Origin of the sequence: Haematomicrobium sanguinis DSM 21259, from assembly GCF_000688395.1 — a bacterium.
GTDB lineage: Bacteria > Actinomycetota > Actinomycetes > Actinomycetales > Micrococcaceae > Haematomicrobium > Haematomicrobium sanguinis.
In genome coordinates, this window is record NZ_JIAG01000004.1 from 1 (window position 1) to 16,687 (window position 16,687).

Consider the following 16,687-nt stretch of genomic DNA (forward strand, 5'->3'; position numbering starts at 1 on the left):
CGAGCAAGACCGCTTTAGTGACGAAATCGCTGGTCTGCCGAGGATGCGAGAGAGGCTTTCGCGAGCCCTTGAGCGCAGCGTCCTGAACACCCTGCTCGCGCACCAACGCACGGACCCGGTAAAACCACGACCGTGATACTCCATGCCGCAAGCAAAACGCTTCCACATCACCATGAGAGGCGTTCTGCGGCCAGGAGAGAACGAGCTGACGAATTTGATCAGGAATACGAGTCATCCCCGCATTCTCAACCGCCACAAACCAGCACGCTCAAATGTCCACTATGTATTGAGACCTAACTGTCCACTATGTATTGAGACTTCACAGAGCCGTATAAGGGGATGAAAATGCGGTACGGGGATGCGAAACGAGAGTTGAACGTGTTCAGTTTCTGCGGTACGTTTATTTTTGAACACGTTCAAAAATGAGGTTCGGAGATGGCGCGCAAAGGGGAGCAGACTCGTTCCACACTGATTGATGTGGCTTTGGAACGATTTAAGACGCAAGGCTATGAGGCGACCACAATGCGCCAGATCGCCGCGGACGCCGGCGTGTCGACGGGCAATGCTTACCACTACTTTGGCTCGAAAGACGAGTTGGTCCAACAGCTATACATTCGCGTTCAGGCTGAACATTCCGCATTGGCAATGGATCGATTGAAGGGCCTCGAGGGAAAACCGCTATCCGATCAACTGCGGGCCGTTCTTCATGCGGGTTTCGACGTTATGGCCCCGTATCACCAGTTTGGTTCGACGTTCGCGGCGGTTGCTCTCAACCCTGACTCCGCGTCGAATCCCTTGAGTGAGCAGTCCGCGGAGCCACGTCGTCGTTCTATCTCTATTTTCGAGAGGGCTGTAAATCAGTCTTCGGTCAAGGTGCCGCAGGCAATTCGCGATGAATTGCCGGAAACGCTGTGGCTCTCATATTTGGGCCTCACGCTGTTTTGGGTTTACGACAAGTCTCCAGATCAGCGCCGCACCCACCAGTTGATTGACGCCGCCACCCCCCTGATTGGCAAGATTCTCAATCTCACGCGAATCCCGATCGCCGGAAACCTGTTGAAAGACATCGTCAAACTCGTCGCAAAGGTGCGCACAGGGGCGGATCTCTCATGAGCACAACGCTGCGACCCGCCTGGAAATCAAACTCTTCGAACCCAAGGGCCTTGCGATGAGAGGCACTAAGAACCCTTGGGTCGTCACGCCGCTGCCTATCATAGTGGGATCGTTGATCACGTACCTGCTCGCCTACTCCACTCTCGTGCTCACATCCGCTTATGCGAATCGCACCACGATTGATCCCTGGCGCTTGCTCGCAGATCTCGGCCAGTTTCTCCTCTTTGGCTTCGCCTGGGCGTTGCCGCTTTTCGCCGTCGGCATCACTACCGTTTGCATCGTCCAGTATGCGCTGCGCCGCGTGAGATCCCATTTACTTCACGCCGTCGCGATGGCAGGTGCCGTCTACCTTGTCGGGCTGCTCATTTTCTTTGGAATTGACGCCATCTGGAGCGATGCTTCACAAAACTCGGTGTGGCAGATTCTTGAAGGATCATTCCAGTTACTCGCCACGATTGCCGCGGCCACGTTTTTAGCCCGATTGCTCGTCAGCAGGCTGATCAAGACTCAATCGCAACGCGCAACCAACACCCCACGGGGCGAAGGGCCCTCGCATGAGGACGTCACCAGCCAAGCACCCCACTAACCAAAGCGTCCGGCTCATGATGTCGCGGCGCGCACGGTGGCGGATGGGACTCGTCCTGGTGTGCGCCCAGTTGCTATTCGTCGTTCCCTTCGTCATGGCTAAGGCGAGAGAACCATCCTGGGGTGCTTCCGGCCTTGTCTACTTGGTGATACTCCTCTGCTTCGGTGTCCTTGTGCTCTCTTTCGGGTCGATTCTTGCCATCTCGATTGCCCATCAGCTATTGAAGCGCCAACCCCGCCAGTACCTTCATGTCGCGCTGGTTTTTGTTTTCGCCACGCTCATGTTGGCATCGATGGCACCGCAAGCAGTGGATGTCACAACCACCGGCAACTCAGAACCCTTGTTATGGCTCTTGTCCTTCGCACTGGTTCCCGCACTCGCGCGAGCCTCTGCAATACCGCTCTGTGAAACCGTTATGGTCTCTTCAAGACCGCACAACCCGTGACACCGCTAGAGATCCACCTGCCGCCCCGACCCGCTGAGCGCAAGTACCCCCGAAACCACCTCATCCAAAGGCCGTGTTGCATTGATCAGAGTCGCGCCATACTTCGCGTAGTTCTCATACAAGCCCTCGTGCCAGGCGAGTACGTCGCGGAGCTCATCGGGGTGCTTACCGTAGTTGTTACCCGTACGGGTTTCCAAACGATGCCTCAAAGTTGCCTCGTCAATCTGCAACACGATCACTCGATCAAACAGGTCCCATACTGTGTCTTCACCCTCGCAGTTTCCGCACAAGAACACCATCTGCCCGCGCCGATCAGCATCCCGAGCCAACCTCTCCACGCGGGCTCGGTTGTAGCGCCAGTGATGCTCTGCAAACCATGCGTGTTCGTCGAAATTATCTGGGTCGCCGAGCTCGGCTAGCCCAGTCGATCGCGAAATCCAGTCCCCAAAACCATCCTCATCGACCCCAAAAGCAGGTATGCCGCGGGCGCACAGCCGCTCTAAGATGGCGGATTTCCCGGATCCAGAGATCCCGGTGACCAGAATCAGCGCCATGACGCCTGAACTTCCGTGAGCGTTAACTCGAGATAGCGCTCACCAAGATACTTCCGTGAGCGTGAACGGCAGTTAGTGCTCACGGAAGTTTCGTCGCGAACGCCCGCGCGGCCCGATTCGCACTCCGCACCACCGGAATCAACCCGAGCAACAGCAAAACTGTCGCACCGAGCCCCACGCCGACCGCCACCCCCAGAAACCCACTCAACAGCCAGCCCCACAAAGAACAACGCCAGGGTCACCCCAGACGCGACCAGGCACCAGCGCACCAAAGTACCCAACGCCCCGGCGGCCGCTCGATGGCCTGCCAGCCACGCGCCGTCGTTCATCATGGTGGCCCGCGTACGAATCCCAAACACCGCGTTGCGCCCCAGCGAGCCCGCGCGCCCCTGCGCGGCAATCACATTGAATACCGCGGCGAGGATCAGCAAATCCATCGCCAGAAGGATGGGCAAAAGTTTCATAATTGCCACTAGCCTCTCAGAAGGCGAACAATAGTGCTATGCCTCTCAACGATTCGCTCACCACTCCCCCCATTGCACTGACCATCGCCGGCAGCGAAGCCACCGGCGGCGCGGGCGCGCAAGCCGACCTGAAGACCTTCGCCGAACTCGAGGTGTTCGGGATTGCCGCGCTGACCTGCATCGTCTCTTTCAACCCGGCCGACAACTGGAATCACCGCTTCATGCCGGTGCCGCCGGAGGTCATTGCCGAGCAGCTCGAAGCGATTCTCGCGACCTACGCGATCAACACCACCAAGATCGGGATGCTCGGTTCGCCAGCCACCATCGACACGGTCGAGGCGGCGCTGGACACCCAGGAATGGCGGGACGTGGTTCTGGATCCGGTGCTCATTTGCAAGGGGCAGGAGCCCGGGCACGCGCTGGACACGGACAATGCGCTCAAGGCGCAGATTCTGCCGAAGGCGACGTTTGTGACCCCGAATCATTTTGAGGCGCTCTCGCTCTCCGGGATGTCCAAAATCGAGACGCCGGAGGACCTGATGGAAGCCGCGCGGCGCATTCACGAGACCTCGGGCGCGGCCGTGCTCGCCAAGGGCGGCGTGCGCATCGCCGGGCCGGACGCGGTGGATGCGTTTGTCGACGGTGCGGTCGAAGAATTCCTCGTGGCGCCTAAGGTGGGCGAGGTCGCCGTCTCGGGCGCCGGGTGCACCTTGGCCGCGGCGGTCACCGCGGAATTGGCCAAGGGAAATACCGCGTACGACGCCGCGCGGCTGGCAAAAGCCTTTGTCACCGAGGCCATCCAAGCCCGGGTGCCATCGAACGCGCCCTTCGACGCGGTGTTCCAGGCGGGCTTACGCTCCTCTTGACTTTGCCGCGAATTTCGGCAAATGTGAAATGCATCACTCGTGAGGGGGCTAAGCGTCCTCGGGTGTTGGCCTGATGTGAAGTTCGGCCGCCCCTGGCTTGCTCCTGCACCCACCCAAGATTGGTCATCACGGCCATGTCTGGGTGTGCCGTTCTTTGTGTCTATGAGGAGATGTTTGTGTCACAACCACAGAGTTCCCGTAAGCGCGCGATCATGGCAGGAGCTCTGGGATCCCTCCTTGTGCTCTCGCTTGGTGTGCCCGGGATTGCCACCGCTGACGATGGAGCGCCAAGCGCCGTCAGCCTTAAGTCAGAGCGAATTTCCGGCGCTACGCTCAGCCCCAATCTCGCCGGTGCCAGCGGCGAAGTCCCCGTATATGTTGTCCTGAAGGACCGCGTAGCCGCATACTTTGCGACGCAAAGCCAGGCCGTGCTGGACGGGAAGGCCGCCCCGGAAAACAAGGCCGCCGAAGCGCAGGCCGTGCAATCGCAAATTGAGGCGCAAGGTCGGGCTATTGCTGATGTCTTTGCTACGCGTGACTCTAAGGGCGAGCCGAAGGTCATTTACACGACCACCAACGCCGTGGCCGGTGTCGCGTTCTACGTGGACGCTTCCCGCCTCAACGAGCTCGCCGCACGCTCCGACGTCGCCTCCATCACCAAAATCACCCCGCAGGAGCGCACCAATAAGGGCGGCGACCAAGATGTGCGCGCCCTGAACAGTTGGGTGGACACGGGCCAGACCGGCGAGGGCGTCACCATTGCGGTGATTGATACCGGCGTCGATTACACGCACTCCAACTTCGGCGGACCGGGAACGCGCGACGCTTTCGCGGAAGCAACCGATCAGATGGAGCTGCCCGCGGCCGACTCCGGCCTGTATGACCCGGCCAAGTTCGTCGGCGGCTATGACCTAGCCGGCGATGACTATGACGCCGACCCCTCCTCATCGACCTACAACCCCACCCCGTCCCCGGACGGCAATCCTATTGACTGCTCTGCAGCCGGGCACGGTTCCCACGTTGCCGGCACCGCGGGCGGCTATGGCGTCAACGAGGACGGCTCCACCTTTAACGGCGATTACTCCTCGCTCAGTGCCGATCAGCTCATGGACATGAAGATCGGCCCGGGCACTGCCCCGAAGGCAAATATCGCGGCCTTCCGCGTCTTCGGCTGTGTAGGCTCCACCAACCTCACCGGTGACGCACTGGACAAGGTCCTGGATCCCACGGTCTACACCGACCCGAGCAAAATGGCCAAGGTCGTAAACCTGTCCTTGGGTAGCTCCTTTGGCGTCGACACTTCTGCCGAGGCACCGATTGTGGCGGCGCTGCAAGAGGCCGGCATCCTGATGGTCATCTCGGCGGGCAACTCCGGCGACGTGTACAACGTCTCCGGCTCCCCCGGTGCCTACAAGTCCGCGCTCACCGTGGCGAACACCAACGGCACTTACGGCACGCAAACGTACAACATCGCGAACGTGACCGCGCCAGAAGACGTTGCAGGGCCGGCCAACGGCCAGATCTCTGCGAACTTTGATTATTCGCAGGCAAGCGAGTCTCAGTTGACCGCCAATGAGGTGGTCATGGCACCAACCGATAATCAATTCGGTTGCAACGCCTTCCCCGACGGCTCGCTGGACGGCAAGTGGGTGTGGCTCCAGTGGAGCGAGGGCGGCGAGTTCCCTTGCGGCTCCGCGGTGCGCTACAACAACGCCGAAGCCGCAGGCGCGCTTGGCGTACTCATGGACTCCGAGGTTGACGTGTTTGACGCGGGCATCGCGGGCAACGCCACGATCCCTGGCTTCCAGTTCACCAAGACCGATTCGGACCGCTTGCGCCCTGCCGCCGAAGCCGGAGATCTGCAACTGACCATTGACCTCGAAGGCAGCGGAAGCACCGTCTTCGAAACCGGGTTGAAGGACGTTATTGCCGATTCCTCCTCGCGCGGCGGCCACGGTTACGGCGGCACCATCAAGCCGGATATCGCGGCCCCGGGTTCCAACATCGGATCCACCGCGGTAGGCACCGGTAACGGTCTGGCCAGCATGTCCGGCACCTCGATGGCCGCCCCGAACGTGTCCGGCCTCGCCGCATTGGTCTACGGCGCCGACGGAGCTGGCGCGCAACCAGAAGTGGTCAAGAGCAAGCTCATGAACACCTCTTCCAACACGGTCAAGAACGTGGACGGCACCACCCCTGCGGGCCCGAGCCGCGCTGGAACCGGCCGCGCCGATGTGCTCTCGGCATTGCAAACCCCGGTCTACGCCGCCGCAACCGATGACCCCATCGGAACCTCGGTGGTCTTTGGCGTGGTGGAAGCCGGCGTGGACGCGATCAACTCGACGAAGTCGATCACGCTCACCAACACCTCAAACGCGCCGGTCACCTACTCGGCCGCGCTGGATGAGGCGAGCGCCGTCCCCGGTGCCACGTTCTCCCTGAGCGCAAGCTCGGTGACGGTACCCGCTGGGGGCACCGCCACGGTTGACGTCACCTTGGATATTCCAGATACGACGGCGTTAGCTAAGTCGATCACGCCAGGCACCGAACGCGAGCAACAGGGAATTGGCCGTCAATACGTGGCAGAGTTGCAGTCCCGGGTCACCTTTGCGGCGGCCGGTCAGCCTACTCTGAACGTGGTGGTTCAGGCCGCCCCGAAGCCGACTTCGGACCTGAGTGTGGATGGTGACGTGGTTCTGCCTAACGGCGAGGATTCCGCGAATGTTGTCCTGACCGGACGCGGGATCAACCAGGGTGAAGGAAATGAGAACTACACCTCGCTGTATGCCCCGTTCGAACTGGGTTACCAGGCCGAATCGGCACCGGGTGACGACGTCTCCGACATTGTGAAGGCCGCTACCTTGCAGGCCGTGGGCGTCAACTCGACGTTCGCGAATCTGAAGGCGGCCGGACAAGACCCGATCGCCGACGGCATGCTGAACTTCGGTTTTGCCACCTACGCCAACTGGCCCGTTCTGGATAACGTGTACTTCACCATCCAGATCGACACGAATGGCGATGAGAAGCCAGAGTACTTGGTCACGCCTGGGCGTCTGAACGGCATCGACCTCAACGTTTCGGTGTTGCGTGACGGTAATGGCGAACCGATCGAGGGCGGGCTGGAACCGATCAACGGCCAATTGGGCGATGTGGACACCAACGTGTTTGACAGCAATGTGGTGACTTTGCCGGTCTCGCTTGCGCTGATGGATCTGGACCCGAAGAACCCGCAGTTCAGCTACCAGGTCATTGCCGAAAGCCAGTACGCGACCTCGGATGATGACAATGAGGAACCGCTTCCGGTCACTCAGACTCCGTGGATCAGCTACAACCCGGCGAGCCCGACGCTGAACTTCGAGGGTGACTCACCTGACGGTTACCTGTTTGTGGGTGACACCGAGTCTGCGCTCAAGGTCACGCGTTCCGCTGACGCCGGCCAAAGTGGGGCTGCCGATGCTCAGGCCGAAGCGCAAACCACGGCGCAGGCGCTCTTCCTGTACCTGCACAATGCCAGCGGTAGCCGCGAGCAGGTGGTGAACGTTGTCGATGAACCCACCGTGACGCCGAGTCCCACTGAAACGCCGACCGGCACGCCGACGCCAACCGGCGAACCCACCGAGACGCCCACCCCAACAGGTGAGCCGACCTCCACAGGTACGCCATCGCCGTCGGACTCCCCAACCGCCACACCGTCGCCGACGGGCGAGCCGACCGCGACCGGCGGGCCGAGCGACACCGCAACGCCGAGCCCCACGAGCACGGACGGCCTCCCGGACACCGGTGCCACCGGAACCGGGCTTTGGATTGGCGCGCTGGCGCTGGTTCTGGCCGGACTGGTACTGATCGGAGTCCGCTACGTGATCCGTAACGGCAAACACTCCGGAGCCTAGTCTCCGGGCACTCTAGGGGGTGCACTAAAGAAGTGGCGGGTTAGCTGAGGCTGGCCCGCCACTTCTCTTGTGCGAGGTCGGCTAAGAATTCGTGTGCGCCTCGAGGAAGGAGTACACCTCGGTCTCATCAACCCCTGGGAACGCTCCGGGCGGCATTGCGGCAAGCAAGTGCGAGTGCGCCCGGGCGCTCGGCCACGCTTGTCCCGCCCAATCCTCGGTCAGCGCGGCCGGGGGACGCCGACAACATGACGGGTCAGGGCACGCCGATTTTGATCGAGACATCGTCTCGCGCCCGCGAAACCACTTTGCGTGCACGTATGGGACGCCAATGCTCAGGGAAAAGTCGCCGCCCGCGCTGCGCTCCACACGTGCCGTGCACCAAAAGGTTCCGGCCGGAGTGTCGGTGTATTGGTTGAAAGCGCTGAATTTATCCGGGACGTCAAACACTTCGCGGGAAGTCCAGTGACGGCAAACCGGCTGGCCCTCGATCGCGCCGGTGTGGTCCATGGGGAAGGTGACGCCGTCGTTTTCGTAGGCCTTGTAGATGATGCCTGAGCGGTGCACCTTCTGGAAGTGGTTCAGGATATCCAGGTGCTTTGTGGCCAGGTTGGTGAACCGGTGCGCCGCCGTTTCATAGGACACTGCGAACGCGTCCCGCAGGTCCTCCACCGCTATTTCTTTGGCCGCCTTCGCGCGTTGGAGGAAACTCACCGTCGCTTTCTCTGGGAGCAGGAGTGCGGCGGCGAAGTAATTCGTGGCCACCCGCTGTGACAAGAAATCCCCGTAATTGGTGGGGGTTTGGTGCCCTAACACGTAATGGCCGAGCGCCTGAAGCAGGACGGACCGCGGGTCATGGTCGCTGCGTTGAGACTGGGTCAGATAAATTCGCCGATTTTTCAGGTCGGTGACCGATCGAGTGGAATGCGGCAGGTCGCCCACATGATGCAGCGTAAAACCCAGCTTCTCGGTGATGTCCGCGATGACGTGTTGGGATAAGGGGCCGGACGTGTGCCCAACCAGTTTGAGAATCTTTCCGGCTTCGGCCTCATACTCCGGGAAATAGTTGTCGCGTGCCTTCATCTGGAACCGCAACTCGGCATTGGCCCGCCGCGCCTCTTCCGGGGTGGCCGCTTGCTCATTCATTTTGCGCTCGAGTTCGCGTTGCATTCCGACCAGGGACTCCAACACATCCATCGGCGTTCGCGGTGAAATTTTCACTCGCGGCAGGCCCAGGGACTCATATAGCGGACCGCGTTGCGCACGTTCCAGTTCAATTTCCAGGGCAGCGCGTCGACTCGGTGGCTTGGCGCCCAGAAGCTCGTCCAGTCCCACGTCCAACGACTCGGCAAGCCCCTGAAGCACACTGAGTTTCGGCTCGCGCTTGCCGTTTTCAATCATGGACAGTTGCGACGGCGCCACACCTAGAGCGGCGCCCAACGCCTCCAGTGTGAGCTTGCGTTCCTTGCGCAAATGCCGAATCCGTCTGCCCACGCTAATGACATCAATCGCGTTTTTTCGCGCCGATTTACCCGATACCGCGTCCTGACCCGGTTTAGCCCATCCCGTTTCCGTCATAACCCCAGAATATGTGAAGAAACGCATTTCTTTCCACAAAATTCTCTAGAATTCTGGGCACGGCACCCGCAAAACTGGTTCTACCAGCAAGAAAAAGCCGCACTCGCAGCCAAAGCGATCAACCGCAAAAGATGCGGCCGAGCGCCACAAGCAGCGAAATCGGCACCCGAAAGGACCAACCGCCATGACACCGTCACCCTTCGACAAGCAGAACATCAAGACCCCGGAGCAAGAGGCCCAAGAGCTCGCCCTGGAATGGGATGCCGATCCCCGTTGGGACGGCGTCACCCGCGACTACACCGCCGAGGACGTCATCAAGCTTCGCGGCCGAGTCCAAGAAGAACACACCCTGGCCAAGCGCGGCTCGCAAAAGCTCTGGGCCGAGCTCAAAGACGACCAGCAGGACGGCAACTACATCAACGCCCTCGGCGCGCTCACCGGAAACCAGGCCGTGCAACAGGTCAAGGCCGGGCTGAAGGCCATCTATCTTTCGGGATGGCAAGTCGCCGCAGACGCGAACCTTTCCGGACAGACCTACCCGGACCAGTCGCTCTACCCGGCGAACTCGGTCCCGCAGGTCGTCCGCCGCATCAATAACGCCCTGATGCGCGCCGACCAGATCGAGTTCTCTGAGGGCAAGCACAGCGTTGAAGATTGGCTGGTCCCGATCGTCGCCGACGCCGAGGCCGGATTCGGCGGCCCGCTGAACGCCTACGAACTCATGAAATCCATGATTGCCGCCGGCGCCTCCGGCGTTCACTGGGAAGACCAACTGGCCAGCGAAAAGAAGTGCGGTCACCTGGGCGGGAAGGTCCTCATCCCCACCCAACAACACATCCGCACCCTCAACGCTGCGCGCCTCGCCGCCGATGTTTCCGGCACTCCGAGCGTCATCATCGCCCGGACCGACGCCGAAGCGGCGACCCTCATCACTTCCGACGTCGACGAGCGCGATCAGGAATTCATCACCGGCGAGCGCACCGCCGAGGGCTTCTACAAGGTCACCAATGGCCTGGCCCCGTGCATCGCCCGCGCCAAGGCCTACGCGCCGTACTCCGACCTCATCTGGATGGAGACCGGCACCCCGGACCTGGAGCTTGCCAAGAAATTCGCTGAGGGCGTCAAGGCCGAGTTCCCAGACCAGATGCTCGCCTACAACTGCTCCCCCTCCTTCAACTGGAAGAAGCACCTGGATGATGAGACCATCGCCAAATTCCAGCGCGAACTCGGCGCCATGGGCTTCACCTTCCAGTTCATCACCCTGGCCGGATTCCACGCCCTGAACTACTCGATGTTCGACCTTGCCCACGGCTACGCTAGAGGCGGCATGAGCGCCTACGTCGAGCTGCAGGAGAAGGAATTCGGCTCCGAAGACCGCGGCTACACCGCCACCAAACACCAACGCGAGGTCGGCACCGGCTACTTTGACCTGGTGTCCACCGCCCTGAACCCGAACGGTTCCACCCTCGCGCTTGCCGGATCCACCGAATCCGAGCAATTCCATTAAAAACATGAAGCACGACGGCGTTGCTCGCCTCGAGCGCGCCCCGCACCTCCCCGACCCCTCGTTTCGCATCCCGCTACCGCATTTTCATCCCCGCTTACGGCTCTCAATTTGCGGTACGGGGATGTGAAACGGGGAAGAACAAAGGACTGATAACCATGAATGACCCCATTACTTTGAACGGCGTGGAACTGACCGCGTCCCCCATCCCGCGTCAGGAAGAGATTCTGACGCCCCAGGCGATCGAGTTTCTGCAGAAACTGCACAAGGCGACGCACACGCGCCGGCAGGAACTGCTGCAGATGCGTCAACAGCGCCGCCACGAGATTGCCAACGGGCAGGACCCCCGCTTCCGCGAAGACACCCGCCACATCCGTGAGGATGACAGCTGGCAAGTGGCCCCGACGGCGCCCGGTCTGGAGGACCGTCGCGTCGAGATCACCGGCCCCGTTGACCGCAAGATGGCAATCAACGCGCTGAACTCTGGCGCGAAGGTGTGGCTGGCGGATATGGAGGATTCCTCCACGCCGAACTGGTCGAATGTGATCAATGGGCAGCTGAATTTGAAGGACGCGCTGGATGCGCGGCTGCACTTTACCAACGAATCCGGCAAGGAATACCGTTTGGAGTCCACCGAACTCACTGAACTGCCGACCATTGTGGTGCGCCCGCGCGGCTGGCACTTGCCGGAAAAGCACATGCTGGTGGACGGCACTCCGATTGCCGGCGGCATTGTCGACTTCGGGCTGTACTTCTTCCACAATGCGCACAAGCTCATTGCCGGTGGGCGCGGGCCATACTTTTACCTGCCGAAGATTGAGAACCACCTCGAAGCGCGGCTGTGGAATGACATTTTTGTTCAGGCGCAGCAACTTCTGGGGATTCCGCAAGGCACCATCCGGGCGACCGTGCTGATTGAGACCATCACCGCCGCATTTGAGATGGAGGAGATTCTCTACGAGTTGCGCGATCACGCTGCTGGGCTCAACGCCGGGCGTTGGGACTACATCTTCTCGGTGATTAAGAACTTCCGGAGCCGTGGACCGCGGTTTGTGTTGCCGGACCGCGCCGAGGTGACCATGACCCAGCCGTTCATGCGCTCCTACACCGAGCAGCTGGTGCGGGCATGCCACCGCCGCGGTGCGCACGCAATTGGCGGAATGGCCGCATTCATTCCGAACCGCCGCGACGAAGAGGCCAACGAGCTGGCTATGAATAAGGTTCGCGCCGACAAGTTGCGCGAGGCGACCGATGGCTTCGACGGCTCATGGGTGGCGCACCCCGATCTGGTGCCAATTGCTCGCGAGGTCTTCGACGAGGTGCTGGGCGAGCGGGCGAACCAGCGCGAGAAATTGCGCGAGGACGTCACCCCGGATGACCGTAGCTTGATCGACATTGCCTCGACCCAGGGATCGATCACCGAGGCTGGGATTCGCGCCAATATCGATATCGGGCTGCGGTATATCGAGTCCTGGCTGCGCGGGAACGGTGCCGCCGCGATTCACGGCCTGATGGAGGATGCCGCGACAGCGGAGATCAGCCGTTCGCAGATCTGGCAGTGGATTCATGCCTCCGCCATTACCGATACCGGCGAAATTGTGAGTCGGGAATGGGTGGAGGAACTCCTGGACGAGGTGTTTGACGAGCTCGACCGCGAGAGCGAAGACCGCTTCGACGATGCGCGCGATATTTTCGAAGAGGTGGCTCTTGGCGAGGAGTTCCCCACCTTCTTGACCATCCCGGCGTACGCCCGGTTCCTGCACGAAAATCCAGAACCGGTAGCTCAAGCCGCCTAACCCCCCGCAAATTTAAGCGCCTTTCCCGGTTTTCAGCGTCCTACATGGCGCTGAAAACCGGGAAAGGCGCTTAAATTTGCCTTGGCTAGGGGGCGTCGGTGGGTTTGACGTCGCTGTTCTCAAAGCGCGGGCACTGCAACGTCCCGGCCTCGGCGACAACCTTCTTGGGATCCTGCAACCCCTCGAACTTGTTGCCGAGGATCACCCCGACGGTCGCTTCGGGCCGGTCATCCTCAAAGTAATCGCTCCCGGGGATTTGCGCCTGCACGGCCAACGCATTCGCCCGACCGGACGGCCCGGAAATCACCGCCGCCACCAGATTCTTTTGGGTCAGCTTCCCATTGGTGACGGCGCCAATGGCGAACCCGCGCTGCTTCATTTGCTCGGCCACATCTGCGGCCAACCCGTTGCGGCTGGTGCCGTTATAGATACCCACCAAGAACGAATCGAGCTTTTGCGGGTAATCGAGAGTTTCGGTCGGGCACGGCGGCGGCGCGTCATTGCCCGCCTGCGCCGGCTGACCAATGCGAATGGTGCCGTTTCCCACCATCCACGCAAACCACACCGCCGCGACAATAAGCACCACCAACCCCAGAAGCACCGCGGTGTGACGCCGTTTCCGGGAGCGCCGTGTCCTTTCGTCAGCGTCCTCGACGAGATCCTCGTCCTCGAACACATACTCGAGATCGTCACCGCTGACCACGTGGTGCCCGTTCCACTCCTGCTGCGAACCGTCAGTTTCCCGCGCCATAATGATGTAGTTTTCTGCTCCCCAACGAAACGTTACCGGCCACCGATAACGATCTAATCAAGTTCCAGCACTCGCGCGTGCAGTATGGAGCGCTGGTGGAGCGCGGTCCTTACGGCACGGTGAAGCCCGTCTTCCAAGTACAAGTTCCCCTGCCACTGCACCACGTGCGGAAAAAGATCCCCGAAAAAGGTGGAATCCTCGGCCAGCAGCGCATCCAAATTCAACGTTGACTTGGTGGTGACAAGGTCTGCGAGCTTCACCTGCCGCGGCGCCACCTCGGCCCAGTCTTTGGGCGTCACATACCCATGTTCGGGGTACGGGCGGGCATCTCCGACGGCTTTGAAAATCACCCTCCCAGCCTAGGCACCAAACCGCCTGCAATGAAACGGAATCTCGCAAAATGAAGCGCCTTGTGGCCAAATGGTTATCATGGAACTCCTTCTCTTGGTGATACTGGGTGCCTTGGCGCTCACAGCCTTGGCGCGACGTCTCGGCTGGCCCGCACCGCTACTGGTGACAGCGGTGGCGCTCCTGGTCTCCCTGATCCCCGGAATGCCTGCCGTGGAGTTGGAGCCGGAACTGATCTTGACCCTGGTGCTACCTCCGCTGTTGTATTCGGCGGCGCTGGACATTTCCTACCAAGGCTTTAAGGAATCGCGCAAGCAAATCGAGCGGCTTGGCATTTTTTTGGTGCTCGTCACGGCCCTAGTGGTGGGCGCAGTCGTCATGCTCCTGTACCCGTCGATCGGGTGGGCGGCCGCGCTTCTCTTGGGCGCCGTGGTCGCCCCGCCGGACGCCGTATCCGCCACCTCGATCGGCAAGAAGCTCGGCCTGCCCCGCAAGGTCATGACCCTGATCTCCGGGGAAAGCCTCATCAATGACGCCGCCGCTCTCACCCTCGTCACGCTCTTTTTGGAAGGGGTCACCAACGGCGTTCCGTCAATCCCGCAGGGCATTGCCATGTTCCTGGTGAAAGTGGCGGTCGGCGTGACCGTTGGCCTCTTGCTCGCCTTGGCCGCCAACTGGATCCGTATGCACTTGAAAGATGCGGCCATCTCCACCGCGTTCAACCTGATTCTGCCGTTCATGGCCTACCTTTTGGCCGAGCAGTGGCACGGCTCCGGAGTCCTCGCGGTCGTCGCCGCGGGCCTCTACATGGGCTACACCGCGCCCAGGGCCAACTACCGCACCAGACTGCAAGAAACCCCGATCTGGGCCTCCCTCGACGTGCTCTTGGAAGCCTTCGTCTTCGCCCTGATCGGCCTGCAATTCGCCACCATCTTGCGCGAGCTCGGCAACGGCGAACTCGGCATCGGCGCAAGCCTCGCGATCGCCACCGCGGTCCTCATCACCGTCATCGCCATCCGCCCGGCCTTCATTTTCTTGACCTACTGGCCCGGCAATTGGCGCATCACCCGGGCCCTGCGCGCACGGCAACGCACCCGCGCCGAGGCTCGCAACGCCCGTGCGGTCGCAGCAGGACGCCCGGTACACAAACTCCCGCATCCGCCGACGTTCACCTGGCAGGAGTTGGCCGTGGTCTCCTGGACCGGTATGCGCGGCGTCGTAACCCTCGCGGCCGCCGTCTCTATCCCGGTCATGAGCGCTACCGGCCCGTTCCCTGGCCGCGAACTGATCATCCTGTGCGCGTTCGTTGTCACCATCGGCACTCTGCTCATCCAGGGCCTCACCCTGCCCTGGCTGATCCGGCGCCTAAACGTCACCGACCCCCACGAGAGCGAAGCCGACGCCCGCGCCGAAAAACGCCTCATGAAGGAAACCTTCAAGCGCGCCTGGCAACTTTTCGAAGAAAAGGGTAGCGACTTCCTGAATAACCTCCCACCGGACAAGGCCGAGCACCTGCGCCAAAAATTCAAGGCCATGCAAGAGCAAGAAATGGCCCGCAACGCCGAAACCGTCGCCGACTCAGCGGACGCGCGCACCGTCTCCCTCGAAAGCGCGCCGAAGAGCACCGAACGCGAAAAGCAGGGCGCCGCCATGGCCGCAATGCGCCGCGAACTGCTCGAATTGCGCCGCCAGGTTCTCATCGAAGAGCGCGACGCCGGCAACATCTCCGACGCAGTCCTGCGCACCGTCCTCAAGGAGCTTGACGCGGATGAGCTCTCCATGGACACCTCCTGGCAATCCCGCATGCGTTCATGAAAAAGATGCACGACGGCGGTCCCACACTGATGAGCCTTCCCCTCCTCGCGCGGTGGCGCGCCGGATTGCGGCGCACTTTTTCGGCGGGGCAGGATGAGATCCCGGCGTGGGTAGCGCGCTTGGCCGACGGGGATGACCCCGGCTTCTTCGAACCCGGTAGCGCGGTATGGGTGGTGCACCGCGACACGTGTGCCGTGGTCGGCGGGGTGCGAGCGCTACTCATGCAAGCTCTGCATCCGGGGGCGCTTGCCGGCGTGGTGGATCATTCGCGGTACAAAGAGGACCCCTTAGGTCGACTCGATGGCACGATCCGCTGGGTCTTCTCCCTCACTTTCGGTTCCACCGAAGCCGCTCGCGGGGCCAGCGATTGGGTGCGCAAGCTTCATGTGCCGGTGCGGGGCACCTACGTGGATGCGGAGGGACGCGATGTTTCCTACAGCGCCAACGACCCGCACCTGGCACGCTGGGTACACCTGGCTTTTACCGATTCCTTCGTCACCGCGCATGGCTATTACGGCCCAAAAATCCCGGGCGGGCGCGACGCGTACATTGACCAGTGGGCAAAGGCCGCCGAACTCATGAAGGTGAGCCAACCTCCTCACTCCAGCGCCGAACTCGCTGCCCAGGTGAGCGAATTCCACGGCGAGCTGCGTGCCGGAAGGCGAGTGACCGACGTCGTACATTTTCTACAAAACCCGCCGCTGCCGCCTTCGCAACTGCGCGGCTATCGAATTTTGTTCGACGCGGCAAGAGCATCGCTGCCGCGTGAATATCAGCGGATGCTTGGGGTGAAGGAGGGGCCGCCGTCGCGGTGGCTGGTGCTCAAGACTCGGCTGGCGTTGGCGTATTTGCGGCTCGGCTTGGGCGCGAATCAGGCCGCAAAGAATGCCCTTGCGCGCCGCGCCCGAATCGCCGCCAACCCCCGCCCCCCCTCGTCTATGTAGCGCGACACGCCGAGGATTCCGGTGAATCCTCGGCGT

General features: G+C 61.5%; 14 protein-coding genes and 1 pseudogene. 9 read left to right on the forward strand and 6 right to left on the reverse strand.

Going from position 1 to position 16,687, the window contains the following annotated elements; genetic code table 11:
• Positions 1 to 235, reverse strand: a pseudogene (locus tag O148_RS17715) (hypothetical protein); the annotation flags it as partial.
• A gap of 200 nt (positions 236 to 435) precedes the next feature.
• Between O148_RS17715 and O148_RS0104230 the strand changes: the two are divergent.
• From O148_RS0104230 to O148_RS0104240, 3 genes are all read left to right on the forward strand, one after another.
• Positions 436 to 1,113 carry a TetR/AcrR family transcriptional regulator gene (locus O148_RS0104230; RefSeq protein ID WP_026529912.1) on the forward strand — a complete coding sequence of 226 codons (678 nt, stop codon included), beginning with the start codon at positions 436 to 438 and terminating at the stop codon, positions 1,111 to 1,113.
• A gap of 103 nt (positions 1,114 to 1,216) precedes the next feature.
• Positions 1,217 to 1,699: a hypothetical protein gene (locus tag O148_RS0104235; protein WP_026529913.1), complete on the forward strand. Its 483-nt coding sequence runs from the start codon at positions 1,217 to 1,219 to the stop codon at positions 1,697 to 1,699.
• Positions 1,668 to 2,144: a hypothetical protein gene (locus O148_RS0104240; protein ID WP_157374488.1), complete on the forward strand. Its 477-nt coding sequence runs from the start codon at positions 1,668 to 1,670 to the stop codon at positions 2,142 to 2,144. Before O148_RS0104235 ends, O148_RS0104240 begins: the two co-directional genes overlap by 32 nt.
• A 5-nt stretch (positions 2,145 to 2,149) precedes the next feature.
• Here the strand turns inward: O148_RS0104240 and O148_RS0104245 are convergent, their stop codons facing one another.
• Together O148_RS0104245 and O148_RS14800 are read right to left on the reverse strand one after the other, a co-directional pair.
• Positions 2,150 to 2,698, reverse strand: a complete 549-nt coding sequence (locus O148_RS0104245) for an AAA family ATPase (RefSeq protein WP_026529915.1) — start codon at positions 2,696 to 2,698, stop codon at positions 2,150 to 2,152.
• Entirely contained in the window at positions 2,689 to 3,162 is a 474-nt protein-coding gene (locus O148_RS14800) for an SdpI family protein (RefSeq protein ID WP_157374489.1), read from the reverse strand. The genes O148_RS0104245 and O148_RS14800 overlap by 10 nt, the downstream gene beginning before the upstream one ends.
• Before the next feature lie 38 nt (positions 3,163 to 3,200).
• On the opposite strand from O148_RS14800, the gene O148_RS0104255 reads away from it, so the two are divergent.
• Complete coding sequence (locus O148_RS0104255) at positions 3,201 to 4,028, forward strand: hydroxymethylpyrimidine/phosphomethylpyrimidine kinase (RefSeq protein ID WP_026529916.1); 828 nt, start codon at positions 3,201 to 3,203, stop codon at positions 4,026 to 4,028.
• A gap of 176 nt (positions 4,029 to 4,204) precedes the next feature.
• Positions 4,205 to 7,918, forward strand: a complete 3,714-nt coding sequence (locus O148_RS14805) for a S8 family peptidase (RefSeq protein ID WP_169737500.1) — start codon at positions 4,205 to 4,207, stop codon at positions 7,916 to 7,918.
• An 81-nt stretch (positions 7,919 to 7,999) separates the two neighbouring features.
• Here O148_RS14805 and O148_RS0104265 read toward each other — a convergent pair whose 3' ends face one another.
• On the reverse strand, positions 8,000 to 9,493 hold the full coding sequence (locus O148_RS0104265) for a helix-turn-helix domain-containing protein (RefSeq protein WP_420805746.1): 1,494 nt from the start codon (positions 9,491 to 9,493) through the stop codon (positions 8,000 to 8,002).
• Between the two features lie 184 nt (positions 9,494 to 9,677).
• Between O148_RS0104265 and aceA the strand changes: the two genes are divergently transcribed.
• A complete protein-coding gene (gene aceA, locus O148_RS0104270; protein ID WP_026529918.1) occupies positions 9,678 to 11,000 on the forward strand; it encodes an isocitrate lyase in 1,323 nt (440 codons plus the stop codon).
• 155 nt (positions 11,001 to 11,155) lie between these two features.
• Positions 11,156 to 12,793: a malate synthase A gene (gene aceB / locus O148_RS0104275; protein WP_026529919.1), complete on the forward strand. Its 1,638-nt coding sequence runs from the start codon at positions 11,156 to 11,158 to the stop codon at positions 12,791 to 12,793.
• A gap of 85 nt (positions 12,794 to 12,878) precedes the next feature.
• On the opposite strand, the gene O148_RS0104280 is transcribed toward aceB, so the two are convergent.
• Both O148_RS0104280 and O148_RS0104285 read right to left on the reverse strand, forming a co-directional pair.
• Positions 12,879 to 13,544, reverse strand: a complete 666-nt coding sequence (locus O148_RS0104280) for a LytR C-terminal domain-containing protein (RefSeq protein WP_026529920.1) — start codon at positions 13,542 to 13,544, stop codon at positions 12,879 to 12,881.
• Between the two features lie 53 nt (positions 13,545 to 13,597).
• Complete coding sequence (locus tag O148_RS0104285) at positions 13,598 to 13,894, reverse strand: type II toxin-antitoxin system VapB family antitoxin (protein ID WP_026529921.1); 297 nt, start codon at positions 13,892 to 13,894, stop codon at positions 13,598 to 13,600.
• 79 nt (positions 13,895 to 13,973) lie between these two features.
• Here O148_RS0104285 and O148_RS0104290 point away from each other — a divergent pair, with 79 nt between their 5' ends.
• The gene (locus O148_RS0104290) at positions 13,974 to 15,707 is read left to right on the forward strand and encodes a cation:proton antiporter (RefSeq protein ID WP_026529922.1); all 1,734 of its coding nucleotides are present in this window, start codon (positions 13,974 to 13,976) and stop codon (positions 15,705 to 15,707) included.
• A complete protein-coding gene (locus O148_RS14810) occupies positions 15,704 to 16,651 on the forward strand; it encodes an oxygenase MpaB family protein (RefSeq protein WP_240470789.1) in 948 nt (315 codons plus the stop codon). Before O148_RS0104290 ends, O148_RS14810 begins: the two co-directional genes overlap by 4 nt.
• Positions 16,652 to 16,687 lie beyond the last annotated feature (36 nt).